Source organism: Pseudomonas sp. SW-3, assembly GCF_016615645.1.
Classification (GTDB): Bacteria; Pseudomonadota; Gammaproteobacteria; order Pseudomonadales; family Pseudomonadaceae; genus Aquipseudomonas; species Aquipseudomonas mandelii.
On sequence record NZ_CP067098.1, the window covers coordinates 5,284,602 to 5,310,154 of the forward strand.

A 25,553-nucleotide genomic window follows, 5' to 3' on the forward strand; every position below is an offset into this window, starting at 1 on the left:
AAGACCTAGTACTTTAGTCAGGATTACCCGCAAAAGAGCGCGCGCATCATAGCAAAGGCTGGCCGCGTACAGCCAGCAGTACCGCGTTATCGTTCTTCGCGGGCAAGTCTCGCTCCTACAGGGGTCGCGCCGAGGCTTGCCCGCGAAGGGGTCGGCGCGGTTTAGCTGGCCTGACTCTGATCCTTGTCCTTCACACAGGCAAAGTCTTCTTCGCGCAACTCAGGCAGATCTTTCGCACAGTAATTACTGCCCAGGTCCTTCAACGCTCCGCACATCCCCTCCAGACGGCCATCGACTGCCTGCAGGTGATCGAGCAATTGGTTGATAGCCCGCGCCACCGGGTCAGGCATGTCTTCGCCAACACCGTAGGCATCGAAACCGATCTTCTCGGCCATGGCCTTGCGCTTGGCGTCCTGCTCTTCATCAGACTTGACGATGATCCGCCCCGGAATCCCGACCACCGTGGCCCCGGCCGGAACCGCCTTGGTCACGACGGCGTTGGAACCGACCTTGGCACCCGCGCCCACCGTGAACGGACCGAGCACCTTGGCGCCCGCCCCGACCACCACGCCATCTTCCAGCGTCGGGTGACGCTTGCCCTTGTTCCAGCTGGTGCCACCCAACGTCACGCCCTGATAAAGGGTGACATCGTTGCCGATCTCGGCGGTCTCGCCAATGACGATGCCCATGCCATGGTCAATAAAGAAGCGACGACCGACCTTGGCGCCGGGATGAATCTCGATCCCGGTCAGCCAGCGACCGAAGTTAGAGACAACCCGCGCCAGCCACTTCCAACCCATACCCCACAGGGCCGATGACAGGCGATGGATCCAGATGGCGTGCATGCCGGGGTAGCAGGTCAGGACTTCAAAGGCGTTGCGCGCTGCCGGGTCACGATGGAAAACACTCTGGATATCTTCACGCAAACGCTCGAACATTTTTAATCCTTCCGCTTTAGAAGCTCGCCACGGGCCGCTTTCTGGGTTTCCGTGAGGATGCCACGCAATATATTCATTTCCGCCCGGCTGACCGAGCTGCGACCGTACAACCGGCGCAGGCGCGCCATCAAGTGCCGTGGTTTTTCCGGATCGAGGAATTCGATGGCCACCAGGGTTTGCTCCAGGTGCTCATAGAATCGCTCCAGCTCATCCATGGTCGCCAGCTCACCACTTTTGGTGGACGCCACCTCATCCTTCTCGACCTTGCTCGGCTGGCCTTGGGCCGCGAGCCAGGACATGCGCACTTCATAACTCAACACCTGCACCGCTGCCCCAAGGTTCAGCGAACTGAACTCAGGGTCTGATGGAATGTGCACGTGATAATGACATCGCTGCAGCTCTTCATTGGTCAGGCCGGAATCTTCACGACCAAAGACCAAGGCAATCTCGGCACCCGATGCCGCTTCCTCGACCACCTTCACACCGCATTCGCGGGGATCGAGCAACGGCCAGGGGATGCGACGGTCACGGGCGCTGGTGCCAAGCACCAGATTGCAGCCGACCAAGGCATCTTCCAAGGTGGCGACGACTTGCGCGTTTTCAAGGATGTCCCCGGCGCCGGAAGCACGGGCATCGGCCTCGTGATGCGGGAACAACCGCGGTTCGACCAGCACCAGCCGCGACAGGCCCATGTTCTTCATGGCACGCGCAGCCCCGCCGATGTTGCCGGGGTGGCTGGTATTGACCAGGACGACACGAATGTTATGCAGCACGGGAGGCGTTCTCGAACACAAATTTGGGAGCAGAATCTTACAGTTGATCCTACCGTTAAGCTATGAAAGCGAACACCAACCTTCACCTGTAGAAAAGTTCTGATAGAATGCCCGGCTTTCTTTAACAACCTTAGGTGACACATCCATGCAGCCCATGCTGAATATCGCGCTGCGCGCCGCCCGCAGCGCCAGTGAATTGATCTTCCGCTCCATCGAGCGCCTGGATACCATCAAGGTCGACGAAAAAGACGCCAAGGATTATGTATCCGAGGTGGATCGCGCCGCCGAACAGAAAATCATCGACGCGCTGCGCAAGGCCTACCCGAATCACTCGATCCTGGGTGAAGAAACCGGCATGCACGCCGGCACCGGGATCGAAGGCGAAGAATACCTGTGGATCATCGATCCGCTGGACGGCACCACCAACTTCCTGCGCGGCATTCCTCACTTCGCTGTCAGCATCGCCTGCAAATACCGCGGTCGCCTGGAGCACGCTGTTGTTCTGGACCCGGTTCGCCAGGAAGAATTCACCGCCAGCCGTGGTCGCGGCGCTCAACTGAACGGTCGTCGCCTGCGCGTCAGCGGTCGCACCAGCCTGGACGGCGCCCTGCTGGGTACCGGCTTCCCGTTCCGTGACGACCAGATGGACAACCTCGACAACTACCTGGGCATGTTCCGCGCCCTGGTAGGCCAGACCGCCGGCATCCGCCGCGCAGGTTCGGCGAGCCTGGACCTGGCCTACGTGGCTGCCGGTCGTTTTGACGCCTTCTGGGAGTCAGGCCTGTCCGAGTGGGACATGGCGGCAGGCGCCCTGCTGATCCAGGAAGCCGGCGGCTTGGTGAGCGACTTCACCGGTGGCCACGACTTCCTTGAGAAAGGCCATGTCGTTGCAGGCAACACCAAGTGCTTCAAGGCAGTATTGACGGCGATCCAGCCGCACCTGCCGGCCTCGCTGAAACGCTAAGCGAACGCCCACAAAAAAGCACCCTTCGGGGTGCTTTTTTTATGCCTGGGATTCGCTCTCAAGCACACCCCCCATTCCCTGTGGGAGCGAGCCTGCTCGCGAAGGCGTCCTCACATCCAGCAATGGAGGTGGCTGATACACCGCTTTCGCGAGCAGGCTCGCTCCCACAAGGGACGGTGGTGAGGCACAAATCGTGGGCACAAAAAAAGCACCCATCCGGGTGCTTCTTTTTGAATCTGAATTGCAGTTTTTTAGTGAGCCTGTTCGTTCTGCGACAGGACCAGCTTGCCTTCCTTGTCGACCGGAATCTGGTTACCCGGATCACGATCCATCCGCACCTTGCCTTCCTTGCCATCCAGCGAATAACGAACGTCGTAGCCTACAACCTTGTCGCTGATGTCATTCACTGTGTTACAGCGAGTCTGAGTCGTGGTGTAGGTGTCACGCTCTTGCATGCCTTCCTGAACCTTGTTGCCCGCATAACCACCACCGACAGCGCCTGCGACCGTGGCAATCTTCTTGCCGGTGCCGCCACCGATCTGGTTACCCAGCAAACCACCGGCTAATGCACCGACCACCGTACCGGCGATCTGGTGTTGATCTTTCACCGGCGCTTGCCGGGTTACTGCTACATCCTTGCACACTTCACGTGGCGTCTTGATTTGTGTCTTGACCGGTTCAACGGCTAGCACTTGCGCATACTCAGGGCCGCTTTTAACCAGGCTGTAGGTGGCAACAGCACCCCCGGCTGTTACACCGACAGCACCCAATACCGCACCAACCAGCAACGACTTGTTCACATGAACCTCCTGACCATCACATGCGGGCAAAGCCCGCGCTTCTCCCAGCCTTGGAGCATAAAAAAAGGCGCGAGTTCAACTCGCGCCTTTTTGGGCTGACAGCTGGAGGAGCGATGGCCGTTATGGACGGTCGTCGACTTCCTTGTCAGTGGCCGCAGGAGGAATCAGGTCCTCGCTGCTCAGGTTCAGCCAGATCAGCACCACGTTCGCGATGTAGATCGACGAGTAAGTACCCGCCAGAACACCGATAAACAGGGCAATGGAGAAGCCGAAAAGGTTGTCGCCACCGAAGAACAGCAGGGCCGCGATCGCCAGCAAGGTGGAGATCGACGTCGCCATGGTGCGCAGCAGGGTTTGCGTGGTCGAGATGTTGATGTTCTCGATCAGGCTGGCCTTGCGCAGTACACGGAAGTTCTCACGAACCCGGTCGAATACCACGATGGTGTCGTTGAGCGAGTAACCAATGATCGCCAGTACCGCCGCCAGCACCGTCAGGTCGAAGGTGATCTGGAAGAACGACAGGATACCGATGGTCACGATCACGTCGTGGATCAACGAAACGATGGCACCGACCGCGAACTTCCACTGAAAGCGGAAAGCCAGGTAGATCAGGATACCGCCCAGCGCCATCAGCATGCCGAGGCCGCCCTGGTCGCGCAGTTCTTCACCCACCTGCGGGCCGACGAACTCGACGCGCTTGACCGTCGCCGGGTTGTCGCCGCCGACTTTCAGCAGCGCTTCTGCCACTTGATGGCCCAGCTGCGGGTCTTCACCCGGCATACGCACGAGCAAATCGGTAGTCGCACCGAAGCTCTGCACGATTGCCTCGTGATAACCCGAAGTGACCAGCTGCTCACGCACCTTGGTGACATCGGCCGGACGCTCGTAGGTCAGCTCGATGAGCGTACCGCCGGTGAAGTCCAGACCCCAGTTCATGCCCTTGGTGGCGACGCTGAACAAAGCCAGCACGGTAAGGAACAATGTGACGCCGAACGCAACGTTGCGAACGCCCATGAAGTTGATTGTACGTAACATGGCAGCCCCTTAAATCCACAACTTCTTGAAGTCACGACCGCCGAAGATCAGGTTGACCATCGCGCGGGTCACCATGATGGCCGTGAACATCGAGGTAAAGATCCCGAGGGACATGGTCACTGCGAAGCCTTTGACTGGACCTGTGCCCATCGCAAAGAGAATCCCGCCGACCAGCAACGTTGTCAGGTTGGCGTCGAGAATCGCAGTAAATGCCCGGCCGAAGCCTTCGTTGATTGCCCGTTGTACGGTCATGCCCGCCGCGATCTCTTCACGAATCCGCGAGAAGATCAGAACGTTGGCGTCGACCGCCATACCCATGGTCAATACGATACCGGCGATACCCGGCAGGGTCAGCGTTGCACCCAGCAGCGACATCAAGGCCAGCAGCAGCACCATGTTCACCGACAGTGCGACGGTGGCGATGATGCCGAAGAAGCGGTAGATGGCGATGATGAACAGCGAGACAAACAGCATGCCCCACAGCGATGCATCGATACCTTTGGTGATGTTGTCGGCACCCAGGCTCGGGCCAATGGTGCGCTCTTCAGCGAAGTACATCGGTGCAGCCAGACCACCGGCACGCAACAGCAGCGCCAGTTCGGACGACTCGCCCTGACCGTTCAGGCCAGTGATGCGGAATTGAGCACCCAGCGGCGACTGGATGGTCGCCAGGCTGATGATCTTCTTCTCTTCTTTAAACGTCTGGACCGCAACGTCTTTCTCAACGCCGTTGACCATTTGCTTGGTGTACGTGGTGACCGGGCGCTGCTCAATGAAGATCACCGCCATGCTGCGACCGACGTTGCTGCGAGTCGCACGACTCATCAGCTCGCCACCGTGACCATCCAGACGGATGTTCACTTCAGGCGTGCCGTGCTCGCCGAAGCCAGCCTTGGCGTCAGTCACTTGGTCACCGGTGATGATCAGGCCACGCTCGATCTGTGCCGGTGGACGATTGCCTTCACGGAACTCGAAGCTTTCGGAAGTGGCTTTCGAAGCGCCCGGCTCAGCCGCCAGACGGAACTCAAGGTTGGCCGTCTTGCCGAGGATACGCTTGGCTTCTGCGGTGTCCTGCACGCCCGGCAGCTCAACCACGATGCGGTTGGCGCCCTGACGCTGAACGATCGGTTCGGCAACACCCAGCTCGTTGACGCGGTTACGTACCGTGGTCAAGTTCTGCTTGATGGAGTATTCGCGGATTTCCGCCAGCTTGGCCGGGGTCATCGCCAGACGCAGCACCGCCTGACCATTGAGGTCGGCCGGAACAATGTCGAAATCGTTGAAGTTCTTGCGGATCAGTGCGCGGGCCTGTTCGCGGGAAGCTTCATCAGCGAAGCCCAGCTGAATGGCACCGTTGAGTTGCGGCAGGCTGCGATAGCGCAGTTTCTCTTTACGCAACAGGCTCTTTACATCGCCTTCGTACACTTTCAAGCGTGCGTCGAGGGCTTTGTCCATGTCCACTTCGAGCAGGAAGTGCACACCACCGGACAAGTCCAGACCCAGCTTCATCGGGTGCGCGCCCAGGCTGCGCAGCCATTGCGGGGTGGTTTGTGCCAGGTTCAGCGCGACGACGTAGTCATCACCCAGTGCCTTGCGCACGACGTCTTTGGCCGGCAGCTGGTCTTCAGCCTTGGTCAGACGAATCAGACCGCCCTTGCCATTGGCCGCCAGCGTGGCTGCCTTGACGTTGATCCCGGATTCCTTGAGCGCAGCGCTCACACGATCCAGATCAGCCTGATTGACTTGCAGCGCAGTGCTTGCGCCGCTGACCTGAATGGCCGGGTCATCAGGATATAAATTGGGAGCGGAATAAATCAGACCGACCGCCAGCACCGCCAGGATCAGAATGTATTTCCACAGAGGGTATTTGTTCAGCATCACGCCGCCCGCTTATGACGCGGGGCGCCTTGCGCGCCCCGTCGATTGAGTAGAAGTTGAAACTTAGATCGCTTTTAGCGTGCCTTTTGGCAGCGTGGCGGCAATGGCGCCTTTCTGGAACTTCATTTCGACGGTGTCGGAAACTTCCAGAACAACGAAATCATCAGCCACTTTAGTGATCTTGCCGGCGATGCCGCCGGTGGTCACAACTTCGTCGCCTTTCTGCAGGCTGCTCAGCAGGTTCTTCTGCTCTTTGGCGCGCTTGGCCTGTGGACGCCAGATCATCAGGTAGAAGATGACCAGGAAACCGACCAGGAAAATCCACTCGAAACCGCCACCCATTGGGCCGGCAGCTGCCGGTGCAGCAGCGTCAGCCATGGCATTAGAGATAAAAAAGCTCATTTAGCACTCCAGTTGCAAATGTTGAATCTTGGGGTCAGAAAACTCAGTCCAAAGGCGGAACAGGAAGCCCGCGTTTGGCGTAGAAGGCATCGACAAAGGCGGCCAATGTACCCTGTTGAATAGCCTCGCGCAAACCAGCCATAAGCACTTGATAATGACGCAAGTTATGGATGGTATTGAGCATGCTCCCCAGCATTTCGCCGCACTTGTCCAGGTGATGCAGATAAGCGCGGGAGAAGTTCTGGCAGGTATAGCAATCGCAGGTCGGATCGAGCGGCGAATCATCATGGCGATGGAACGCGTTTCGGATCTTCAGCACGCCTGTATCAATGAACAGATGCCCATTGCGGGCATTACGGGTTGGCATCACGCAATCGAACATGTCCACACCGCGGCGCACACCCTCAACCAGATCTTCCGGTTTGCCAACGCCCATAAGGTAACGAGGTTTGTCAGCCGGCATTTGCCCCGGGAGGTAATCCAGCACCTTGATCATCTCGTGCTTGGGCTCGCCCACCGACAGACCGCCAATGGCCAGGCCATCGAAGCCGATCTTGTCGAGGCCTTCCAGGGAGCGCATGCGCAGATCCTGGTGCATGCCGCCCTGAACGATGCCGAACAGCGCCGCCGTGTTGTCGCCATGGGCTTCTTTCGAACGCTTGGCCCAACGCAACGACAGCTCCATGGAAATCCTTGCGACGTCTTCGTCGGCCGGGTACGGCGTGCATTCGTCGAAAATCATCACGATGTCCGAGCCCAGGTCACGCTGAACCTGCATCGACTCTTCCGGGCCCATGAACACTTTGGCGCCGTCGACCGGAGAAGCGAAGGTCACGCCCTCCTCCTTGATCTTGCGCATCGCGCCGAGGCTGAACACCTGAAAACCACCGGAGTCGGTCAGAATCGGGCCTTTCCACTGCATGAAATCGTGCAGGTCGCCGTGCTTCTTGATCACTTCGGTGCCAGGACGCAGCCACAAGTGGAAGGTGTTGCCCAGAATGATCTCCGCGCCGGTCGCGACGATATCCCGCGGCAGCATGCCCTTGACGGTGCCATACGTGCCCACCGGCATGAACGCCGGGGTCTCGACGGTACCGCGCGGGAAGGTCAAACGACCGCGACGAGCCTTGCCGTCGGTAGCAAGCAACTCAAACGACATACGACTTTGGCGACTCATTCTTTGTCCTCAGGGCCACGTGGTGCGGGGTTACGGGTGATAAACATCGCATCACCGTAGCTGAAAAAGCGGTATTCATGCTCGACAGCCGCTTTATAAGCGGCCATCGCTTCGGGATAACCGGCGAACGCCGAAACCAGCATCAACAGCGTGGATTCGGGCAAATGAAAGTTGGTGACCAGGGCATCGACCACATGAAACGGCCGGCCCGGGTAGATGAAGATGTCCGTGTCGCCACTGAACGGCTTGAGCACACCATCGCGCGCGGCGCTTTCCAGGGAACGCACGCTGGTGGTCCCCACCGCCACCACACGACCACCGCGAGCGCGACAGGCTGCCACGGCATCCACCACGTCCTGGCCGACTTCCAGCCATTCGCTGTGCATGTGGTGATCTTCGATCTTCTCGACGCGCACCGGCTGGAACGTGCCAGCGCCGACGTGCAAGGTCACGAACGCCGTCTCGACGCCCTTGGCGGCAATCGCCTCCATCAGCGGCTGATCGAAATGCAGCCCCGCCGTCGGCGCCGCCACCGCGCCCAGGCGCTCGGCGTACACCGTCTGATAACGCTCACGGTCCGAGCCTTCATCCGGGCGGTCTATATAAGGAGGCAGCGGCATGTGCCCGACGCGGTCGAGCAGCGGCAACACCTCTTCTGCAAACCCCAGCTCGAACAACGCATCGTGCCGCGCCAGCATCTCGGCCTCGCCACCGCCATCAATCAGGATCTTAGAACCCGGCTTCGGCGACTTGCTGGACCGCACATGGGCCAGCACGCGATGACTGTCGAGCACGCGCTCCACCAGAATCTCCAGCTTGCCGCCGGAAGCCTTCTGGCCAAACAGCCGCGCCGGAATCACCCGGGTATTGTTGAACACCATCAAATCGCCCGGGCGCAAATGCTCGAGCAAATCGGTGAATTGACGGTGTGCCAGGGCGCCGCTGACCCCATCAAGGGTCAACAGGCGACTGTTGCGACGCTCGGCCAAAGGGTGGCGAGCAATCAGCGAATCTGGGAGTTCGAAAGTAAAGTCAGCAACGCGCATGATGGGGTTCGTCTAGCAGGGGCCGGAAGTCTAGCCGAAATAGTGAAAATTCTCTATGTACCTGATTGACCGACGGTAATCTCATCTCTATACTTCGCCGCCATTGAGCCCTGATGGCGGAATTGGTAGACGCGGCGGATTCAAAATCCGTTTTCGAAAGGAGTGGGAGTTCGAGTCTCCCTCGGGGCACCAAAATTAAGAAAGGTCTTGCTTAGCAAGGCCTTTTTTTTCGTCTGCGATAAAGTGGCTGACGCCACGCCGACCTGTAGGAGCCGGCTTGCTGGCGATGCTTTTTGATTTCTCACATCCTCGACCGGTACGACCCTTCTCAAGGATTCACCCCATGGAACTGCTGCTGGAAACCGTCGCCCTGTTCTGCCTCAAGCTTGCTTATGAGACGGAGGATTCGAGTCCGATTCTTCGGGATGATCCAATCATGAGTGATTATGAGCGGGAGGTTTTTGGGTTGTTGGTGCGTCGGGGAGATATTGAGGGGATTCAGTTTAGGATGGTGTGTTGTGTCGGATTGGCGATGGAGGCTTTGGGTGGGAGTGGGACGGCAATGGGGAGGGAGTTGGATCGGTTGGCATCCGATTTTAGCAAAGCAAATACTATGGAACAGCTTGAGGTCCCGCTGAATGCGCTTAAGGATTATTTGAAAGATATTCAATGAGTGAAGAAATAAGGTGTAAACAGGACCCGCCATTAGGACCGTTAATTTTTAGTCAGCCCTTCTAAAGACTGCCTCTCCCCCAACGTCAGTCAGGAAGAAGGTACTTCCCGCAAGTATCCCCTACCAAGGATTTCATGTAGCCCTGAAGCGCATCAATCACTGTCTCAGGGGAATTAGCGACTACACGCCCAAAAGAGATACTGATAGCCATATCGACTTCTGGTCGTGCCCGGATTTTGTTCGAGATTAGTTGGAAGTCGGCGCTGCGCACAATCAAATATAAAGCCTCTTCCAGGCAGATGAGTCGAGACCACAACTCATCTACGACAGGCATACCATCGACTCTGGAAAGCGCAACGTATGCACGTTTATCCCCGCTGAGAAGCTCCGCGTCTTTAGAGCCATGCAAAGCGGCAAAAAGCGTAGCTTCGCCACTATCAATATCAGGGCGGTTAAGCAGCAGTAGCGGATTAGCGGCTTCCGCCGACACCTCCACTTCCGATGCTAAGGCGACGAGACTTCGTGCAAGCGAAACAGCTTCTGCAGTACCTAGCTTAGCAAGAGCCTTTTCGTCCTTGGCCAGCTTCAACTGAAATTTGAGCTGAGGCAGTACAGCGAAGTCGCTAATAGCGCACTCGAGAGCACCGGCGAGCTCATGTAACAAATGGTATTGGCAGATTTTTTTTGCCGCGTCGCTATCGAGCAAATACAAAATATGGCTATCCTTTGATTCCCTGCATGGACAGTAGATGCTCGGTGCTCTCTTCACTGATAGCCGCCAGTGCGGCATTCCTCATGAAACGATCTTGCAGCAGACTAATAGCACTCACAGGCTGTTCGATAAAATTTAGAGCTTGATTCGCCCTCATCCAGTCATCTCGCTCCTTTGCGTAAGATAGGATGAGATGCCCATAATCGACTCCCGCCTCTCTACCCAATCTTGAGGCCTCGGCTGCCAAGACAGCCGCAGATCCGATTAGACGTGGCATTTGTCCGATTATGTCCATATTGCAATTTCGAATCATGTTGAGTGAGAACGCATCTGCCTCTCGCTCTTGGTCATCACGCCGGACCTGTGCTCGCCCCTCCAGCCCCTCGCTGACATCGGCAATGTCTTCGTCAACTAAGACGTCATTGTTCTGAACGTGCCCGCATACAACGTGCGCAAGCTCATGGGCTAGTACGAAAAGTTGCTTAGAGTGTTGGGCATAATTAAAGCCCAGCAAAATAGCAGGACGACCATCAACCATCACCGCCATACCGGTCATTTTTTTGGTGTTCCTCGGCATCTCCTTAAGGAACAAGACTGGAATCCCATGTAACCAACAAAGGTCAAGCAAGCCTTCGAAATCTACCGTTGGTCGACCGCTCATATCGCGAATTTTGGCGTAGATGGCAGCAGGATCGGCGGGCAGCTCGACATACGGCACATTAGTGGCAAACACAGCTAAGCGCGCCAATGCTATGCCAAGACTCGCAGCAACATTAAGCTCTTCTGCATTGGTACCGGCCAAATGCTTGAAATTAGCGTGAGCCGCTCGCGGATCAATCGCCAGATTACCGTCTTGTCCGAAATTCACATCTAGACCCAGCCGCTGTTTCAGTATCAGAGCGAATTGGAACGCTCCAGCGCTGGTTTTCAGAAGGCTATTGTCCCACCAGTCAGGTAGGAGCCTCGTCACATAAGCGCGCGGATAGCCGGCGGCTTGGAGGCTTTCGAAGGCGGATTTAACGGTTATTGGAGTCTTTGCGTCATGCATAAGGGACCTCCTCTAACGCTTTTTTCAATACTCATCTTCCCATGCTCAGCTGGCAATGGGCAATACGGAGAAATGCAAGCTTGCAAGCCTGTTCGTGAAAGCTATGCCAGGCGGAGACAAGCGAATTCATCAGATTCCCGCAGGGACGAGGATTAGCAGAGTCAACATTTGCATCAATTTTTTACCTATTTAGCACCAACCCAAAATGAGTTTTAGTCAGCCTATGGGATACGACTACAATTCATTCATCACGTCGGAAATCGAAAGCCTCCTTAGCTATTTTCCGGCATGATTGCCGCTTCCTTGAGAACTGACTATGCGCGAAGCTGAAATCAAAATTGCCCTTACCCATCACTTGGTATCCGGAATGACAAGCAACGCATACCATTTCCTGGAAGAAGTCGAGCTAAACGGTGGTGAGATCCGCGCAGACCTAGTGCAGGTAACGGACATGCACTGTTACGAGATCAAAAGCGCGACCGATTCGCTCAAACGACTCGTAGGTCAAGGCTCCCGTTATGCACGTGCATTTGATCAAGTCACGCTCGTAACCGCCGAATGCCACCTAAAGAAAGCGATGCCTATGCTGCCCCCATGGTGGGGAGTGATGGTCGTGCCAAACGAGGCTGGCAAGGCGTTTAAGCAGGTACGAAAGGCTAAGCTCAATAAACGTCACGAACCCAACGTGCTAGTCACCCTACTGAAACGTGCAGAGGCTCTGCTGATCTTGGAAGAACTGGGGATTACACGGGGTTTCAAGAGCAAAAGTCTCTACGTAATCCAAGCTAAAATAGCCGAACTTCTCCTTCTGGATGAATTGAAGGAAAAAGTTCGGCAGTGCCTTATCGAACGAGCTAAATCTTCACTTAGTACTGCTCTTTGATAACGTACGCGATATGGTGACTCCAGCTTTCGGTAATATGATAGTGACCGCAGCGTTTCTTCTTAATCGGGAAGTGGGGGTCTGCCCGCTCAGAGAGAATTAAGTCACCAAACGAATACGCCGCTCCCTTGAAGTCACCCGAATAGTTATTAACAAGAATTTCAGAGATAGCAATTGAGTCACTCGTTGTTTTACCGTCGGCTCGCAAAATCAACCAATTGCTATCTCGTGTGTAGCGAATCGCGATGCGATTGCTACGTAGTTCCAAAGTTTCTTCTGTCCACTCAGGGGAAAGTGTCCCATAGTCGCCAAATCCAATAGTCAAATCTGGCAAAATCGCGTTCACATCGCTCCAGAACCCCCAATCCGATCGTTTAAAGTTCGCACTACCCGTTTTCACCGAAGCTAGGCTTGCCGGGTATGCCCCTGAGATAAGGTGCATCGTTTGGTAGCCGATAGCTGCGAGCGCGCGCAGGTCCTGTCCGAAGCTAACAACCTGCGCAGCTGTCCATTCTTTCGGGCTAACACCCAGATCGACAATCAAGGTGGAAGTAATACCGGCAGCCTTAAATGTGGCAAACGCACCTTGGGCGAGGACTAACTTATCTTGTGCTACCGATAGCGACCCTACACGCAGACGGATAGCTACTGAAGGCAACGCGGCAGCCAGCGTCAAAAATTTCGGCCCCATACCGGCGACATGTGCTGGCCCTAGTACTGGGGAGGCGGGAATCTTGTGTTTAACAGCATACTGGAGAAAATCTAATAACTCGTTCTGTCGTGTAAGTGTCAGAAGACCGCTGGGGTTTGCGTAATCAACTAGCACATCTTGCGGCCAGACTGTCGTTAGCTTGCTAAGCATGGAAAGGTGCTGTTTGGACGTGCGAACCTCAATGCAAGGCTGCATGCGAGGCACGACTGCGGCATCAACTTTTTCGAGAGCTCTTTGCTCCCATGATTGCCACTTAATAACTGGAATATACCGCGGATGGTTCGGAAACTTGGCCATGCCGACTCCTTGGCGCTGTTGGGGTAACGATGTATAGCACTTCGCCAGCAACATCGCACGAAAACAGATTTAATATTGCGAACGGGGTATACGTTAAGACATACCGCATCTTTGTGCACTTTCGAAGCCGTTAACTATGAAAACGCACAGATATTCTGTTCAGAAAAACAAAAATATACTCAATAAATTCATATTGTTAGCGCGAGCGACAACATTCGTAACACCACCTTTCAGCAGAGTTCACCTTGCTCCATTGAGGACCCGCTTTCAAAGGTTGCAGGAAATTGACCTGCACGATACCCTCCCACCGTCGCTGCCAATTCAGCGACCGGGCTTGGTAACCCGAGGTAAATCACTGCGCAACAGTGCTATGCGTTCGCAGGCGCTTTTTTTTCGCCTGCGATCTGCGTTATGGCGGCTGTGCGTGGGACGTCTTCGGACGTGCCGGTTTCCTTGATTTCCCGGTTTACCAACCTGCGCACAGCTGCCACCCATTCGCTTGGTAACGAATTGTGGCGGCTCTTAAAAATTAAGGAGCTTCACAATGCGCTGTATGGATACGTACAAAATCTGGCTTTTCCCTCAACGCGACTCCCAGTTGCGTATCGCCCCACCGTCCACCCTCTCCCACCGCCTCTCCCTCACCGGAGGTGGCCAATGACCGATCAATCAGAGCTAAAAACCATCGGCCTAACACCCGCCATTTACTGCGCCGATCAACCCCTCTTCCACGTCACTCGCGGCGTTCCCCTCGGCGATGCATTAGCCATGGCTTCTGACTTTCTCTTCCTCGCCAAGAAGCTGAACGAAGATGCCGCGTACGCCACGGACACCGACCGCCACTCTTGGGCCGCGCATTATTTGACGGCGATGAGTAAGGCGGTGGTTGATGATGCGGTGAAGGTGCTGACGCGGGATCGGAAGGTTGCGCCGATGTCGAAGCAGGCGGCGGAGGCTGAAGAGTAGCTTCTGGTTTTTAGACGTCAGGCGTACCGCATGTAGGGGCGGGTTTGGTCGCGGGCTGGGGCATTCAGTGGGAGTGATGGTTGCCTTGAGTTTTTCGCGAGCAGGCTCGCTCCCACAGGGGGCGGTTAAGCCAATTACTATGCTCCAGAAACAAGAAGGCCCGAACGTAATGCCGGACTGAGCCAGCACCAGAGGATCGGGCGCGATTGGGATTGATGCTGTCGGAGCCTGATCATCATGTCTACGCCGACGCCACATAAAACACTGGTTTTTTGCCGACACCTAAGCGGGCGGAGGCTGAGGCTGGAAAGTAGTGGCTAGCTTTAAGCGTTGATGGTGGCTGGTCTGGCGCTTTCGCGAGCAGGCTCGCTCCCACATTGGATGTGTGTTTAGTCAGTTGGGGCCCCGAGTTTTCGGGGCTTTTTCGTGTTGGGGTCAGAGCAAGTGCTGGGAGATCAGTTTTGAGATTTCGACCATTGATGTCCTGCCGGTGAATTCGAATTTCACTTTTCCCAACGACGAGAAATAAACCTCCAGTTCGGAGTCCAGGTCGAACGTGCCAGAGGTTTCCACCGAGTACGCCACGATGTTTTTGTAGGGCAGTGAGGTGAAGTCTTTTTTGCTGCCGGTGAGGCCCTGGACGTTGACGGCGATGATGCGTTTGTTGGTGAACACCACGCCATCGCGCATGGACTTATAAGCGTCGATGACGTGTTCGCCGTCGATCAAGAGGTCAGAAACGCGTGCGGCGTATTCGTCGTTTTGCTTGAGCTTGAAGAATCCTTTGTTGTTGAAATCAATCATCAGTCTTTCCCTGTTTTCAAATGAACATCGCTAGCAGGGCTTCATAGCGCATTTCCCACTACGCCGCCACGTCCCCTACTCCAGGTGGTCTGTCGCCCGCACCGCATTTTCAATCGCCCGAATGCTGATCGCCGCAAATATTGCCGTCATCAGCACCCCGTTAAACCCCAGCAAAACCGCCAGCACCCGTGAGACGGCCAGTTTCGGGACGAGATCGCCATAACCGATGGTCAGGCCGGTCACGAACGCGAAGTAGATACCGTCAAAAGGCCCCCATCCTTCCAGATAGCTGATGATCAGACCGAACAGCACGATCAAAAACAGCAGGATGGAAAAAATCGGCCAGACAACGCGAAAATAGAACCTGACGGCTTTATAGAATTCTCGACGGACGTGTGCTGCATGAGCGATGTTCATGTTATGGGCCCTTTGGGGGTTTGCCGGACCGGCAATTGAATGCTCGGCGCTTCAACACCCTTCAGCTTGGCACAAGCGAGGTGGATCGCCCGCTCATCGTACTCAAGGCGTATCTGAAAGATATTCGGTAAGCAAACGCTTGGCTTTGTGCTCTTCTAGACTTACTGGAGAGTCGTAGGCAGAACCGAACACGTCGCTTTGGTGCAGTTCGATCAATAGCAGCGTGGCAAGCTGCCCTTTATGCCCAATAGAGGTGCGGCGAAGACCGTATCGGGCACAACAAGATGCCCGCTCAGGGTGCCCTGGCCAACGGCCTGACAATGCCACGATACCGTGACGTGGTGTAAATGCCGCAGCCGACACTTTCGGACGACCGACAACCGCCTGGTTTGTCCGTGACCGTGAGGAATGCTGTATGCCTGATGAGATGTTGCAATTGCCTATGGTCAACAGCGTGCTGGAGCGCCACAAGGGCTCTGCGGGTGCACTGTTGCCCATCCTTCATGAGATTCAGGCCGGTATCGGTTACATCCCCGATGCCGCCATCCCCGAGATTGCCCATGCGCTCAATCAGAGTCAGGCCGAGGTTCGCGGGGTGATCAGCTTTTACCATGACTTCCGTACCGCGCCGCCGGCCCGGCATATCCTGCGGTTGTGCCGGGCTGAGTCGTGCAAGAGTCGCGGCGCCGAGCAGCTCGCCGCGCAATTGCGCGATCGCTTGCAACTGGACGATCACGGCACCAGTGCCGACGGCAGCATCAGTTTGCGTCCGGTGTATTGCCTCGGTGCCTGCGCCTGCTCACCCGCTCTGGAATTGGATGGTCAGGTGCATGCGCGGCTCAGCGCCGAGCGTCTCGATGCGTTGCTCGACGCTTGCCGGGAGGACGCATGAGCCTCTATCTCCCCTGTGATTCTCTTGCCCGTGCCGTGGGTGCCGATGCAGTGGCTTCTGCCCTTGCCGGTCAGGACCTGCAACGCACCAGTTCCCGTGGTCTTTACTGGCTTGAGCCGCTGCTGGAAGTGGACACCCCGCAAGGCCGTATCGGCTTCGGCCCGCTGACCGCTAGCGATGTGTCGTCAGTGCTCGATGCGCTGCAAGGCGACGCGTCCTCGCACCCACTGGCCTTGGGTCTGGTGGAAGAATTGCCCTATCTGAAATCTCAACAACGCCTGTTGTTCGCTCGCGCCGGCATCACCCGGCCGTTGTCGCTGGACGATTACCGGGCCCATGGCGGTTTCGAAGGTTTAACGAGAGCCGTGACCGTTGGCGGTGATCAAACCGCAACGGAAGTGTTCGATTCAGGCCTGCGTGGCCGTGGCGGCGCAGCGTTCCCCGCCGGGATCAAATGGCGCACGGTGCGTGCCACCCAGGCGACGCAGAAATACATTGTGTGCAACGCCGACGAAGGCGACTCCGGCACTTTCGCCGACCGCATGTTGATGGAAGGCGACCCCTTCCTGCTGATCGAAGGCATGGCCATTGCCGGCATCACCGTCGGCGCCAGCTACGGCTACATCTATGTGCGCTCGGAATACCCACAGGCCATCACCACGCTGAACGAGGCGCTGGAGATTGCCCGGTCCAACGGTTACCTGGGGGCCAATGTCGGCGGCAGCGGCTTGGCTTTTGATATGGAAGTGCGCGTCGGGGCCGGCGCTTACATCTGCGGTGAAGAAACCGCGTTGCTGGATTCGCTCGAAGGCAAGCGCGGGGTCGTTCGCGCCAAGCCGCCGATTCCCGCGTTGAAGGGGCTGTTCGGCCTGCCGACGCTGGTGCACAACGTGCTGACCCTGGCCTCGGTGCCGCTGATTCTGGCCAAGGGTGCGCAGTTCTATCGCGATTACGGCATGGGCCGTTCCCTGGGCACGATGCCCTTCCAGTTGGCGGGCAATATTCTTCACGGTGGCCTGGTAGAACGGGCCTTTGGCCTGACCCTGCGCGAACTGGTGGAAGACTACGGCGGTGGCACCGCCAGTGGCCGACCGCTGAAAGCCGCACAGGTCGGTGGCCCGCTCGGCGCTTGGGTGCCGCCGTCGCAATTCGACACGCCGCTGGATTACGAAGCGTTCGCGGGCATCGGCGCGATGCTCGGTCACGGTGGTGTGGTGGTCGCGGACGACAGCCTGGACATGGCGCAAATGGCGCGTTTCGCCCTGCAGTTCTGCGCCGAGGAATCCTGCGGCAAATGCACGCCGTGCCGCATCGGCTCGACCCGGGGCGTGGAGGTGATCGACCGCCTGTTGGCCGCGCCGGACCAAAGTGGTCGCGAAGAGCAGGTCATCATCCTCAAGGACCTGTGCGACACGATGCAATACGGTTCGCTGTGCGCCTTGGGCGGCATGGCCCCCTTTCCGGTGGTCAGCGCCCTCAAGTACTTTCCCGCCGACTTCGGTCTGCAATCTTCGGAGGCCGACCAATGATTACCCTCTTCGACCCGAAAACCGATATTGATCTGGGCACCCCGGCCCGCGACAGCGACGTGCAGATAACCCTGAGCATCGACGGGCGCAGCATCAGCGTGCCCGAAGGCACTTCGGTGATGCGCGCCGCCGCGTTGATGGGCACGACTATTCCGAAACTGTGTGCCACCGACAGCCTGGAAGCCTTCGGCTCCTGCCGCATGTGCCTGGTGGAGATCGACGGCATGCGCGGCTATCCCGCGTCTTGCACCACGCCGGTCACCGAAGGCATGACCGTGCACACCCAGACGCCGAAGCTCGCGACCCTGCGTCGCAATGTCATGGAGTTGTACATCTCCGATCACCCGCTGGACTGCCTGACCTGCTCGGCCAACGGCAACTGCGAGCTGCAAACCGTCGCCGGTCAGGTTGGCCTGCGGGAAGTGCGTTACGGCTATGAAGGTGACAACCATCTGGCCGACGTGAAGGACACTTCCAACCCTTACTTCGATTACGACCCGAGCAAGTGCATCGTCTGCAACCGCTGCGTGCGTGCCTGCGAAGAAACCCAAGGCACCTTTGCCCTGACGATTACCGGACGCGGTTTTGAATCACGGGTGGCGGCGGCCGGTGGCGATAACTTCCTCGACTCCGAATGCGTGTCCTGCGGCGCTTGTGTGCAGGCTTGCCCTACGGCGACGCTGATGGAAAAAAGCGTGGTCGAACTGGGTCAGCCGGAGCACAGCGTGATCACCACCTGCGCCTATTGCGGCGTGGGCTGCTCGTTCCGCGCCGAGATGAAAGGCGACCAGTTGGTGCGCATGGTTCCGGACAAGAACGGCCAGGCCAACCACGGCCACTCGTGCGTCAAAGGACGCTTCGCCTGGGGCTACGCCACCCATCCGGATCGCATCACCAAGCCGATGATCCGCAAACACATCAACGACCCGTGGCAGGAAGTCAGCTGGGATGAAGCGGTGACCTACGCCGCCAGCGAATTCCGTCGGTTGCAGCAAAAGTACGGCCGCGATTCCATTGGTGGCATCACCTCCAGCCGTTGCACCAACGAAGAAACTTACTTGGTGCAAAAACTGGTGCGCGCCGCGTTTGGCAACAACAACGTCGACACCTGTGCGCGGGTCTGCCACTCGCCGACCGGTTATGGGCTGAAACAAACTTTGGGCGAATCCGCCGGCACCCAGAGTTTCGACTCGGTGATGCAGGCCGACGTGATTCTGGTGATGGGCGCCAACCCCAGCGACGCCCACCCGGTGTTCGCCTCCCAACTCAAACGCCGCCTGCGTGAAGGCGCACGGCTGATCGTCATCGACCCACGGCGCATTGATCTGGTGGACGCGGTGCATGCCCGCGCCGAACTGCACCTGGCCTTGCGCCCGGGCACCAACGTCGCCATGCTCAATGCGTTGGCCCACGTCATCGTCACCGAAGGCTTGCTCGATCAGGCCTTTATCGACGCCCGTTGCGAGGGCAGCGATTTCGCTCGCTGGAGCGAGTTCGTCAGCCGCGCGGAACACTCGCCCGAAGTCCTCGGCCCGGTCTGCGGCGTCGCCGCTGCCGATATCCGCGCCGCCGCTCGCCTGTATGCCGGTGCCGGCAATGCGGCGATCTACTACGGCCTGGGCATCACCGAACACAGCCAGGGCAGCACTGCGGTCATGGGCATCGCCAACCTCGCCATGGCCACCGGCAACATCGGTCGTGAAGGCGTGGGCGTGAACCCGCTGCGTGGGCAGAACAACGTTCAGGGCTCCTGCGACATGGGTTCGTTCCCCCACGAATTGCCCGGTTACCGGCACATCTCCAACGAAGTGGTACGGGCGCAGTTCGAACAGGCCTGGAACGTCACCTTGCAACCCGACCCGGGGCTGCGTATCCCGAATATGTTCGAGTCGGCGCTGGCCGGCAGTTTCAAGGGTCTGTATTGCCAAGGCGAAGACATCGCCCAGAGCGACCCGAACACCCAGCACGTCACCGCAGCCTTGTCGGCCATGGAATGCATCGTGGTGCAGGACATTTTCCTCAACGAAACCGCCAGGTTCGCCCACGTGTTCCTGCCGGGCAGTTCGTTCCTGGAAAAGGACGGCACCTTCACCAACGCCGAGCGGCGTATCTCGCGGGTGCGCAAGGTCATGGAACCGCTGGGCGGCAAGGCTGACTGGGAAGGCACAGTGGCGCTGGCCAACGCCTTGGGCTACCCGATGAACTACACGCATCCGTCGCAAATCATGGATGAAATCGCCAGCCTGACGCCGACGTTCACCAACGTCAGTTACGCCGCACTCGACAGCCACGGCAGCCTGCAATGGCCGTGCAACGCCGAGGCGCCGGACGGCACGCCGACCATGCACATCGATCAATTCGTGCGCGGCAAAGGGCGCTTCATGCTCACCGGGTACGTGCCCACCGAGGAGAAGGTCAACAATCGCTATCCCCTGCTGCTGACCACCGGGCGCATCCTCAGTCAGTACAACGTCGGCGCCCAGACACGGCGAACCGAAAACGTGGCCTGGCACGATGAAGACCGCCTGGAAATCCACCCGACCGACGCCGAGAGCCGAGGCATCAACGAAGGCGACTGGGTCGGCATCGGCAGCCGCGCCGGTCAGACCGTACTGCGTGCGCGGGTCACCGAGCGGGTCGCGCCGGGCGTGGTGTACACGACGTTCCACTTCCCGGAATCGGGGGCCAACGTCATCACCACCGACAACTCCGACTGGGCTACCAACTGTCCGGAGTACAAGGTCACGGCCGTGGAAGTCAGCCGCGTCTACCACCCTTCCGAGTGGCAAAAACGCTATCAGGCCTTCAGTGATGAACAGGACCGTCTGCTCAAGGAACGCCGGCATGCCCGTGGCGCTAAAGCGGAGGTGCGCCGATGAGTACGGAGAACCTGATCAAGATGGTCAACCAGATCGCCCTGTACTTCGCCACCGAACCGGACCAGCAAGCGGCCGTGCTCGGTGTGCGTAATCACCTGCAGATGTACTGGACGCCGGGCATGCGCAAGGAATTGCTGGCCTGGCAGACAGAACATCACGGGGCGGATTTGCACCCGTTGGCGCAGGCGGCGGTCAGTGGCGCGGGGTGGGAGGCTTAGGTTCACACAAGCTCAAGATCGACCGAAAAACCTGTAGGAGTGAGCCTGCTCGCGATGGCGTCAGATCAGTCAGCAACAATGCTGAATGTACTGACGCCATCGCGAGCAGGCTCGCTCCTACAGGGGTTTTGTGAACTGACTGACATCCGGGATGAACCACGGGTTTTTCGGCGCCTTCGATCACTCAGCTCACAGCAAATGATTGGAAATCAAAGTCGATTACTCGAGCGTGGCGCGCTTCACCCAAGTACAGCGTCGAACGCCCTGGATATTCAGTGAGTGACGAAATGTGGGTTAAGCCGTTTTTCCTGCGTGGGCCGTCGTGGTCACCAGAATCCGCGCCCGCTTCGGACGTAATGGCCATAGGACATTATTTCAATTGCGCCCTCCGTACTGCCTCTGCTAGATTTCTCGACAGGCACGAATCTCAAAATAGTCGCCACTGATCCACGCACTTCGTTAAAAAACCACATAAAGGACTAACAATGGCTCGCAACAAAGCAAGGGACGACAAATTTTTCAATTGCGTACAAGAGTTTGAGGACGACTACGTTTCCAGCCACTACGGCACGAACAAGGGAACAGTAAAATCCTTCCTCAAAGACTCATGCAAAACAGGTGTTATCAATTACAGCACCCATGAGTCAGTCTACAAACTGATTGAGGAAAAACTGGGATACCCGGTTCCATCCTCACCAAAATAAACTTGTAGACATTTTAAAAATCGCACCTATAAAAAACCAAACTGCCAGTTTCAGTTCAATCACGTCAAGGATGAAAACAATGAAAAAGTATCTTCTGCTCGCCGGTGTACTTCTCGCAAGCCAAGCGCATAGCGCGCCAAGCTATGTTGTTGACCTTAAACTCATCACACCGAAGCGAACAACTTCAGACCGGATTGACTCTAACGCTCCGTACTATTCAAAAGAAGGTCAGACGCGTAATTACGTAGAACTTGTTTGCGAAGGGAATAAAAAAATCCTGCGTTCCACACCTGTATTTGATGGAACTACCATAGATGGACTATCAAAAGAAAACGAGCTTTCCATTATCATTGAAAGTTCGACCGTGATCGACAAAAGCGAAGAAATCGGCAAAATTAGCAAGTCCCAATGCATCACTATTCGCCCCGACATAAAAACAAATAAGCTCACCGCAAAAATCCCTTTGACGGCTACTGCAGAGTCTAAAAAGATCGATTTAGGCGACGGCTACAGCATCCAGTATGAAGTGCATCAAAAACACTAACCCGGGTTGAATAAGCCCCGAGCTTTCGGGGCTTTCGGGGCTTTCAATGCTCAGTGCTTGGCGGGCGAACAACGCGGCAGCCACTGCATCCCCCTCCAACACAGTGGATCGTTTCCGGGGCAGGTCACCAAGGGATGGAATAAATAATGCTGTTCGACTGGCTGGTTATTTACGCTGCGTGGGCGGGAATGTGGGTTTGGGTGGTGCGCGCTCGCGGCACCATGAATGTGTGGCTTGCCAATCTCGCGGGCTTCGTAGGTGGCTGTATCGTCGCAATGATCGTGGAGTACCTGACTCGCGTCGCCAACGGGGATGCCCCACCGAACGCTCCCTATATGTTGTTCTCGATCATGGCCGCGCTTGGCACGTTAGTCGGAACATGGATGTGGCTCATCGCAAGGCTTCAACAGCCGGAAAACCTGTTCCTGCGCCATCTGTTCGCTGGGGCAGTCAGTCTCGTCACCGGCTCGATTGCGCTCAATTTGGCGTGGACGCATTTGGTTTCCGGATGATGAAGGCGCTGAAAAAGAAAACGGTATGTACAGCGATCATGCGAGCCAGTGCTGATCGACATTTGATGTTGGCTGATCTGCGCTATCGCGAGCAGGCTCGCTCCTACAGGGGGGGTGTGTAACTGACTGACATGCGGGATGAGCCCCGAGTTTTTCGGGGCCTTCGATCACTCAGCTCAGAGCAAATGCTTGGAAATCAGTTTCGAAATTTCCACCATCGATGTCTTCCCGGTGAACTCGAACTTCACCTTCCCCAGCGACGAAAAATAAATCTCCAACTCCGAATCCAGGTCAAACGTCCCCGACGTTTCCACCGAATACGCCACGATGTTTTTGTACGGCAACGAGGTGAAGTCTTTCTTGCTGCCGGTAAGGCCCTGGACGTTGACCGCGATGATCCGCTTGTTGGTAAACACCACGCCATCGCGCATGGATTTGTAGGAGTCGATCACCTGTTCCCCGTCCAGTAGCAGCGCGGTGACGCGTTCGGCGTATTCGTCGTTTTGCTTGAGTTTGAAGAAGCCTTTGTTGTTGAAATCAATCATCTGTCATTCCCTGTTTTTCAAATGGACACCTGGGCCGGTTACACGGGCAACACCACCAACGCCTCCAACCCGCCCTTCGACCGATTTCGCAGTTTCAATACCCCGCCATGCTCCAACACTATCGCCCGCGCCGCCGATAATCCCAAGCCCACGCCGCCGGTGCTTTTGTTGCGTGATCCTTCCATACGAAAGAACGGCACAAACACTTGTTCAAGGCTGGCCTGCGGAATACCCGGCCCGCGATCCAGTACTTTGATCCGCACTTCCCCAGCATCAGCAATCAACTCAATCGCCGGCTCACTGCCGTACTTGATCGCGTTATCCAGCAGATTGGTCATCACCCGCTTAAGCCCCAGCGGCCGCCCGAAATACACCCACCGCGTCGGCCCGACGTAGGCGATCTCAACCCCCTGATCCCGGTAATCATCCAGCAACGTTTGCAGCAACTCGGCCAGATCAAACTGGGTCGCCGGTTCAAGCCGCGCATCATCCCGGAAGAATTCCAGCGCCGAGTTGATCATCGCCTGCATTTCATCCACATCACGAAACAGCCGCTGCTGTTGCTCGCTGTCTTCGATGAATTCCCCGCGCAAACGCATCCGCGTCAAGGGCGCGCGCAGGTCGTGGGAGATGGCGGCGAGCATTTGGGTGCGGTCGCGAATGAAGTGTTGCAGTTGGGCCTGCATGGCGTTGAACGCGAGGATCGCCTGGCGGATTTCCTGAGGGCCTAGCGGTTCGATCGGCGGGGCGCGGAAGTCCACGCCGAAACGTCGGGCGCCTTCGGCGAAGTGTTGCAAAGGTGTGGCGAGGCGGCGGGTGGCGATCAGCGCGACCAGGGCGGTGGAGATCAGCACCAGCAGGATGACGATCAAGTAACGCGGCGCTTCGTCCAGGCCCCAGCTGCGCGAGGGGGCGGAGAACATGACCCAGGTCGCGTCCGGCAGCTGGATCAGCAGCGCATAACGAGCGTCCGCCGAGGGTTCCGTCCAGTCGGCCGGCTCGTAGGTCTGGATTCGTGCGGCAAACTTAAGCAACGGATGCAGGATGGTCGAGCCGATTTCGGAATCCAGGTCTTCCACCGTCGGCAGATTGAGCTCACGTCGATCAAGGTGCCAACTGACGATGAAGCCCTCATCGCTGACGGCGTGCGCCAGTTGGCTGCGCAGCGGCGCCGGGGCGGCCTGGATGATGCGGGTGATGGCGGCCATTTTGTCCAGCAACCCGGTTTCGGTCAGCGGTGGGCGCGCCCACACACCCGCCAGTTGGATAAACAGCCCGTTGAGCGCCAATGAAATCAGCATCGCCAGAATGATGGTCAAGGCGATCCAGCGCGCCACCGTGTCCCGGCGAATCCGCTTCAACCAGCTCATCGCCGGGTCACGCTGGGGGTGAACAGATAACCGCCATTGCGCACCGTGCGAATCATCGCCGGGCGTTTGGTGTCGGATTCGAGCTTGCGTCGCAGGCGGCTGACTTGCACATCGATGCTGCGATCAAACGCGTCATGGCAATGCCCCCGCGCCAGGTCCAGCAACTGCTCGCGGGTGAGGATGCGTTGAGGGTGTTCGACGAAGACCAGCAGCAAGTCGAACTCACCGGCCGACAGCGGGATCATCACGTTGTCCGGCGAGCGCAGTTCACGGCGGGTGACGTCGAGGTGCCAGTCGGCGAAGTCGATCAGCGGCCGTGGGCGCTCCGTGACGACCGGCCGGCGTTCGTCCACGCGCCGCAGCACGGCGCGCACCCGGGCCAGCAGCTCGCGGGCGTCGAAAGGTTTGGTCAGGTAATCATCGGCGCCGAGTTCGAGGCCGACGACCCGGTCGCTGAGTTCGCCCATGGCGGTCAGCATGATCACCGGCATGGCGTAGCGAATCCGCAGTTGCTGACACAGGATCAATCCGCTGTCCCCCGGCAACATCACGTCAAGAATGATCAGGTCCGGCGGCTGGCGCTCGATGGCCGCCCACAGCGACGCGCCGTCGGTGGCGACCTCGACGCTGTAGCCGTGCTGCACGAAGAATTTTTTCAGCAGATCGAGGACTTCAAGGTCGTCGTCCACAATTAAAAGGCTGTTCACCGAAGGTCACTTAAGGGGCGAATGGAGCCGCCATCTAAAACCATTCACGGCAGCGCGTCATATATTTCAATCCTGCAATAAAGCGTCAGCACCGCAATAAACCAGACATCTTTGTGCAAGGCCTGGGG

26 protein-coding genes and 1 tRNA gene are annotated in these 25,553 nt (G+C 57.5%); 11 read left to right on the plus strand and 16 right to left on the minus strand.

Annotation, left to right across the window (positions count from 1 at the left end; genetic code table 11):
* Positions 1-161 precede the first annotated feature (161 nt).
* Both cysE and trmJ read right to left on the minus strand, forming a co-directional pair.
* Complete coding sequence (gene cysE / locus JIO00_RS23785) at positions 162-938, minus strand: serine O-acetyltransferase (protein WP_010457882.1); 777 nt, start codon at positions 936-938, stop codon at positions 162-164.
* 2 nt (positions 939-940) lie between these two features.
* Positions 941-1,711 carry a tRNA (cytosine(32)/uridine(32)-2'-O)-methyltransferase TrmJ gene (gene trmJ / locus JIO00_RS23790; protein ID WP_010457884.1) on the minus strand — a complete coding sequence of 257 codons (771 nt, stop codon included), beginning with the start codon at positions 1,709-1,711 and terminating at the stop codon, positions 941-943.
* Positions 1,712-1,856: 145 nt separating this feature from the next.
* On the opposite strand from trmJ, the gene suhB reads away from it, so the two are divergent.
* Positions 1,857-2,675, plus strand: coding sequence for a type III secretion system regulator SuhB (suhB, locus tag JIO00_RS23795; protein WP_008053258.1), 819 nt, complete (start codon positions 1,857-1,859; stop codon positions 2,673-2,675).
* A gap of 251 nt (positions 2,676-2,926) precedes the next feature.
* Here the strand turns inward: suhB and JIO00_RS23800 are convergent, their stop codons facing one another.
* From JIO00_RS23800 to queA, 6 genes are all read right to left on the minus strand, one after another.
* The gene (locus tag JIO00_RS23800; protein WP_010457893.1) at positions 2,927-3,475 is read right to left on the minus strand and encodes a glycine zipper 2TM domain-containing protein; all 549 of its coding nucleotides are present in this window, start codon (positions 3,473-3,475) and stop codon (positions 2,927-2,929) included.
* A 120-nt stretch (positions 3,476-3,595) separates the two neighbouring features.
* Complete coding sequence (gene secF, locus JIO00_RS23805) at positions 3,596-4,510, minus strand: protein translocase subunit SecF (RefSeq protein WP_010457895.1); 915 nt, start codon at positions 4,508-4,510, stop codon at positions 3,596-3,598.
* Between the two features lie 9 nt (positions 4,511-4,519).
* Complete coding sequence (gene secD, locus JIO00_RS23810; RefSeq protein ID WP_010457897.1) at positions 4,520-6,388, minus strand: protein translocase subunit SecD; 1,869 nt, start codon at positions 6,386-6,388, stop codon at positions 4,520-4,522.
* Positions 6,389-6,451: 63 nt separating this feature from the next.
* Positions 6,452-6,790 (minus strand): preprotein translocase subunit YajC, encoded by a 339-nt coding sequence (gene yajC, locus JIO00_RS23815; RefSeq protein ID WP_007916913.1) that lies wholly within the window; start codon positions 6,788-6,790, stop codon positions 6,452-6,454.
* 43 nt (positions 6,791-6,833) lie between these two features.
* Complete coding sequence (tgt, locus tag JIO00_RS23820; RefSeq protein WP_010457900.1) at positions 6,834-7,949, minus strand: tRNA guanosine(34) transglycosylase Tgt; 1,116 nt, start codon at positions 7,947-7,949, stop codon at positions 6,834-6,836.
* 14 nt (positions 7,950-7,963) lie between these two features.
* Entirely contained in the window at positions 7,964-9,013 is a 1,050-nt protein-coding gene (queA, locus tag JIO00_RS23825) for a tRNA preQ1(34) S-adenosylmethionine ribosyltransferase-isomerase QueA (RefSeq protein WP_008025479.1), read from the minus strand.
* A 107-nt stretch (positions 9,014-9,120) separates the two neighbouring features.
* On the opposite strand from queA, the gene JIO00_RS23830 reads away from it, so the two are divergent.
* Both JIO00_RS23830 and JIO00_RS23835 read left to right on the plus strand, forming a co-directional pair.
* A tRNA-Leu gene (locus JIO00_RS23830) sits at positions 9,121-9,205 on the plus strand.
* Between the two features lie 151 nt (positions 9,206-9,356).
* Positions 9,357-9,686: a hypothetical protein gene (locus JIO00_RS23835; RefSeq protein WP_200666951.1), complete on the plus strand. Its 330-nt coding sequence runs from the start codon at positions 9,357-9,359 to the stop codon at positions 9,684-9,686.
* An 85-nt stretch (positions 9,687-9,771) separates the two neighbouring features.
* Here JIO00_RS23835 and JIO00_RS23840 read toward each other — a convergent pair whose 3' ends face one another.
* Positions 9,772-10,398 carry a hypothetical protein gene (locus JIO00_RS23840; RefSeq protein WP_200666952.1) on the minus strand — a complete coding sequence of 209 codons (627 nt, stop codon included), beginning with the start codon at positions 10,396-10,398 and terminating at the stop codon, positions 9,772-9,774.
* A 7-nt stretch (positions 10,399-10,405) separates the two neighbouring features.
* The gene (locus JIO00_RS23845) at positions 10,406-11,446 is read right to left on the minus strand and encodes an ImmA/IrrE family metallo-endopeptidase (protein WP_200666953.1); all 1,041 of its coding nucleotides are present in this window, start codon (positions 11,444-11,446) and stop codon (positions 10,406-10,408) included.
* Between the two features lie 316 nt (positions 11,447-11,762).
* Between JIO00_RS23845 and JIO00_RS23850 the strand changes: the two genes are divergently transcribed.
* Positions 11,763-12,329, plus strand: a complete 567-nt coding sequence (locus JIO00_RS23850; RefSeq protein WP_200666954.1) for a sce7726 family protein — start codon at positions 11,763-11,765, stop codon at positions 12,327-12,329.
* On the opposite strand, the gene JIO00_RS23855 is transcribed toward JIO00_RS23850, so the two are convergent.
* Entirely contained in the window at positions 12,313-13,338 is a 1,026-nt protein-coding gene (locus JIO00_RS23855) for a beta family protein (RefSeq protein ID WP_200666955.1), read from the minus strand. The two genes, JIO00_RS23850 and JIO00_RS23855, sit on opposite strands and share 17 nt — an antisense overlap.
* Before the next feature lie 657 nt (positions 13,339-13,995).
* Here JIO00_RS23855 and JIO00_RS23860 point away from each other — a divergent pair.
* Positions 13,996-14,304 (plus strand): DUF3077 domain-containing protein, encoded by a 309-nt coding sequence (locus JIO00_RS23860; RefSeq protein ID WP_102593562.1) that lies wholly within the window; start codon positions 13,996-13,998, stop codon positions 14,302-14,304.
* A gap of 435 nt (positions 14,305-14,739) precedes the next feature.
* Here the strand turns inward: JIO00_RS23860 and JIO00_RS23865 are convergent, their stop codons facing one another.
* Both JIO00_RS23865 and JIO00_RS23870 read right to left on the minus strand, forming a co-directional pair.
* Positions 14,740-15,108: a PH domain-containing protein gene (locus JIO00_RS23865; protein ID WP_010457986.1), complete on the minus strand. Its 369-nt coding sequence runs from the start codon at positions 15,106-15,108 to the stop codon at positions 14,740-14,742.
* A gap of 75 nt (positions 15,109-15,183) precedes the next feature.
* Positions 15,184-15,525, minus strand: coding sequence for a potassium channel family protein (locus tag JIO00_RS23870; protein ID WP_077749351.1), 342 nt, complete (start codon positions 15,523-15,525; stop codon positions 15,184-15,186).
* 415 nt (positions 15,526-15,940) lie between these two features.
* On the opposite strand from JIO00_RS23870, the gene JIO00_RS23875 reads away from it, so the two are divergent.
* The 6 genes from JIO00_RS23875 (at position 15,941) to JIO00_RS23900 (ending at position 22,803) form a co-directional block, all read left to right on the plus strand.
* The gene (locus JIO00_RS23875; protein ID WP_200666956.1) at positions 15,941-16,417 is read left to right on the plus strand and encodes a formate dehydrogenase subunit gamma; all 477 of its coding nucleotides are present in this window, start codon (positions 15,941-15,943) and stop codon (positions 16,415-16,417) included.
* Complete coding sequence (locus JIO00_RS23880; RefSeq protein ID WP_200666957.1) at positions 16,414-17,946, plus strand: formate dehydrogenase beta subunit; 1,533 nt, start codon at positions 16,414-16,416, stop codon at positions 17,944-17,946. Before JIO00_RS23875 ends, JIO00_RS23880 begins: the two co-directional genes overlap by 4 nt.
* The gene (fdhF, locus tag JIO00_RS23885; RefSeq protein WP_010457995.1) at positions 17,943-20,825 is read left to right on the plus strand and encodes a formate dehydrogenase subunit alpha; all 2,883 of its coding nucleotides are present in this window, start codon (positions 17,943-17,945) and stop codon (positions 20,823-20,825) included. Before JIO00_RS23880 ends, fdhF begins: the two co-directional genes overlap by 4 nt.
* Positions 20,822-21,043, plus strand: a complete 222-nt coding sequence (locus JIO00_RS23890; RefSeq protein WP_010457997.1) for a formate dehydrogenase subunit delta — start codon at positions 20,822-20,824, stop codon at positions 21,041-21,043. Before fdhF ends, JIO00_RS23890 begins: the two co-directional genes overlap by 4 nt.
* A 783-nt stretch (positions 21,044-21,826) precedes the next feature.
* Positions 21,827-22,291 (plus strand): hypothetical protein, encoded by a 465-nt coding sequence (locus JIO00_RS23895; protein ID WP_010458001.1) that lies wholly within the window; start codon positions 21,827-21,829, stop codon positions 22,289-22,291.
* A 146-nt stretch (positions 22,292-22,437) separates the two neighbouring features.
* Complete coding sequence (locus tag JIO00_RS23900; protein WP_010458003.1) at positions 22,438-22,803, plus strand: hypothetical protein; 366 nt, start codon at positions 22,438-22,440, stop codon at positions 22,801-22,803.
* Between the two features lie 176 nt (positions 22,804-22,979).
* On the opposite strand, the gene JIO00_RS23905 is transcribed toward JIO00_RS23900, so the two are convergent.
* The 3 genes from JIO00_RS23905 to JIO00_RS23915 are packed head-to-tail and all read right to left on the minus strand — an operon-like array spanning position 22,980 to position 25,425.
* The gene (locus JIO00_RS23905) at positions 22,980-23,348 is read right to left on the minus strand and encodes a PH domain-containing protein (RefSeq protein ID WP_083375797.1); all 369 of its coding nucleotides are present in this window, start codon (positions 23,346-23,348) and stop codon (positions 22,980-22,982) included.
* 38 nt (positions 23,349-23,386) lie between these two features.
* Positions 23,387-24,718, minus strand: coding sequence for an ATP-binding protein (locus JIO00_RS23910; protein ID WP_200666958.1), 1,332 nt, complete (start codon positions 24,716-24,718; stop codon positions 23,387-23,389).
* Positions 24,715-25,425, minus strand: a complete 711-nt coding sequence (locus JIO00_RS23915; RefSeq protein ID WP_077749357.1) for a response regulator — start codon at positions 25,423-25,425, stop codon at positions 24,715-24,717. Before JIO00_RS23915 ends, JIO00_RS23910 begins: the two co-directional genes overlap by 4 nt.
* Positions 25,426-25,553: the final 128 nt, after the last annotated feature.

Excerpts from the sequence above, each read along its gene's own strand:
- secF (WP_010457895.1), bottom strand. The coding sequence starts at position 4,510 with ATGTTACGTACAATCAACTTCATGGGCGTTCGCAACGTTGCGTTCGGC.
- JIO00_RS23890 (WP_010457997.1), top strand. The coding sequence starts at position 20,822 with ATGAGTACGGAGAACCTGATCAAGATGGTCAACCAGATCGCCCTGTAC.
- cysE (WP_010457882.1), bottom strand. The coding sequence starts at position 938 with ATGTTCGAGCGTTTGCGTGAAGATATCCAGAGTGTTTTCCATCGTGAC.
- JIO00_RS23895 (WP_010458001.1), top strand. The coding sequence starts at position 21,827 with ATGAAAAAGTATCTTCTGCTCGCCGGTGTACTTCTCGCAAGCCAAGCG.
- fdhF (WP_010457995.1), top strand. The coding sequence starts at position 17,943 with ATGATTACCCTCTTCGACCCGAAAACCGATATTGATCTGGGCACCCCG.
- JIO00_RS23880 (WP_200666957.1), top strand. The coding sequence starts at position 16,414 with ATGAGCCTCTATCTCCCCTGTGATTCTCTTGCCCGTGCCGTGGGTGCC.
- JIO00_RS23860 (WP_102593562.1), top strand. The coding sequence starts at position 13,996 with ATGACCGATCAATCAGAGCTAAAAACCATCGGCCTAACACCCGCCATT.
- JIO00_RS23855 (WP_200666955.1), bottom strand. The coding sequence starts at position 13,338 with ATGGCCAAGTTTCCGAACCATCCGCGGTATATTCCAGTTATTAAGTGG.
- JIO00_RS23900 (WP_010458003.1), top strand. The coding sequence starts at position 22,438 with ATGCTGTTCGACTGGCTGGTTATTTACGCTGCGTGGGCGGGAATGTGG.
- suhB (WP_008053258.1), top strand. The coding sequence starts at position 1,857 with ATGCAGCCCATGCTGAATATCGCGCTGCGCGCCGCCCGCAGCGCCAGT.
- JIO00_RS23905 (WP_083375797.1), bottom strand. The coding sequence starts at position 23,348 with ATGATTGATTTCAACAACAAAGGCTTCTTCAAACTCAAGCAAAACGAC.
- JIO00_RS23875 (WP_200666956.1), top strand. The coding sequence starts at position 15,941 with ATGCCTGATGAGATGTTGCAATTGCCTATGGTCAACAGCGTGCTGGAG.
- yajC (WP_007916913.1), bottom strand. The coding sequence starts at position 6,790 with ATGAGCTTTTTTATCTCTAATGCCATGGCTGACGCTGCTGCACCGGCA.
- JIO00_RS23910 (WP_200666958.1), bottom strand. The coding sequence starts at position 24,718 with ATGAGCTGGTTGAAGCGGATTCGCCGGGACACGGTGGCGCGCTGGATC.
- JIO00_RS23845 (WP_200666953.1), bottom strand. The coding sequence starts at position 11,446 with ATGCATGACGCAAAGACTCCAATAACCGTTAAATCCGCCTTCGAAAGC.
- tgt (WP_010457900.1), bottom strand. The coding sequence starts at position 7,949 with ATGTCGTTTGAGTTGCTTGCTACCGACGGCAAGGCTCGTCGCGGTCGT.
- JIO00_RS23870 (WP_077749351.1), bottom strand. The coding sequence starts at position 15,525 with ATGAACATCGCTCATGCAGCACACGTCCGTCGAGAATTCTATAAAGCC.
- JIO00_RS23850 (WP_200666954.1), top strand. The coding sequence starts at position 11,763 with ATGCGCGAAGCTGAAATCAAAATTGCCCTTACCCATCACTTGGTATCC.
- queA (WP_008025479.1), bottom strand. The coding sequence starts at position 9,013 with ATGCGCGTTGCTGACTTTACTTTCGAACTCCCAGATTCGCTGATTGCT.
- secD (WP_010457897.1), bottom strand. The coding sequence starts at position 6,388 with ATGCTGAACAAATACCCTCTGTGGAAATACATTCTGATCCTGGCGGTG.
- JIO00_RS23865 (WP_010457986.1), bottom strand. The coding sequence starts at position 15,108 with ATGATTGATTTCAACAACAAAGGATTCTTCAAGCTCAAGCAAAACGAC.
- JIO00_RS23835 (WP_200666951.1), top strand. The coding sequence starts at position 9,357 with ATGGAACTGCTGCTGGAAACCGTCGCCCTGTTCTGCCTCAAGCTTGCT.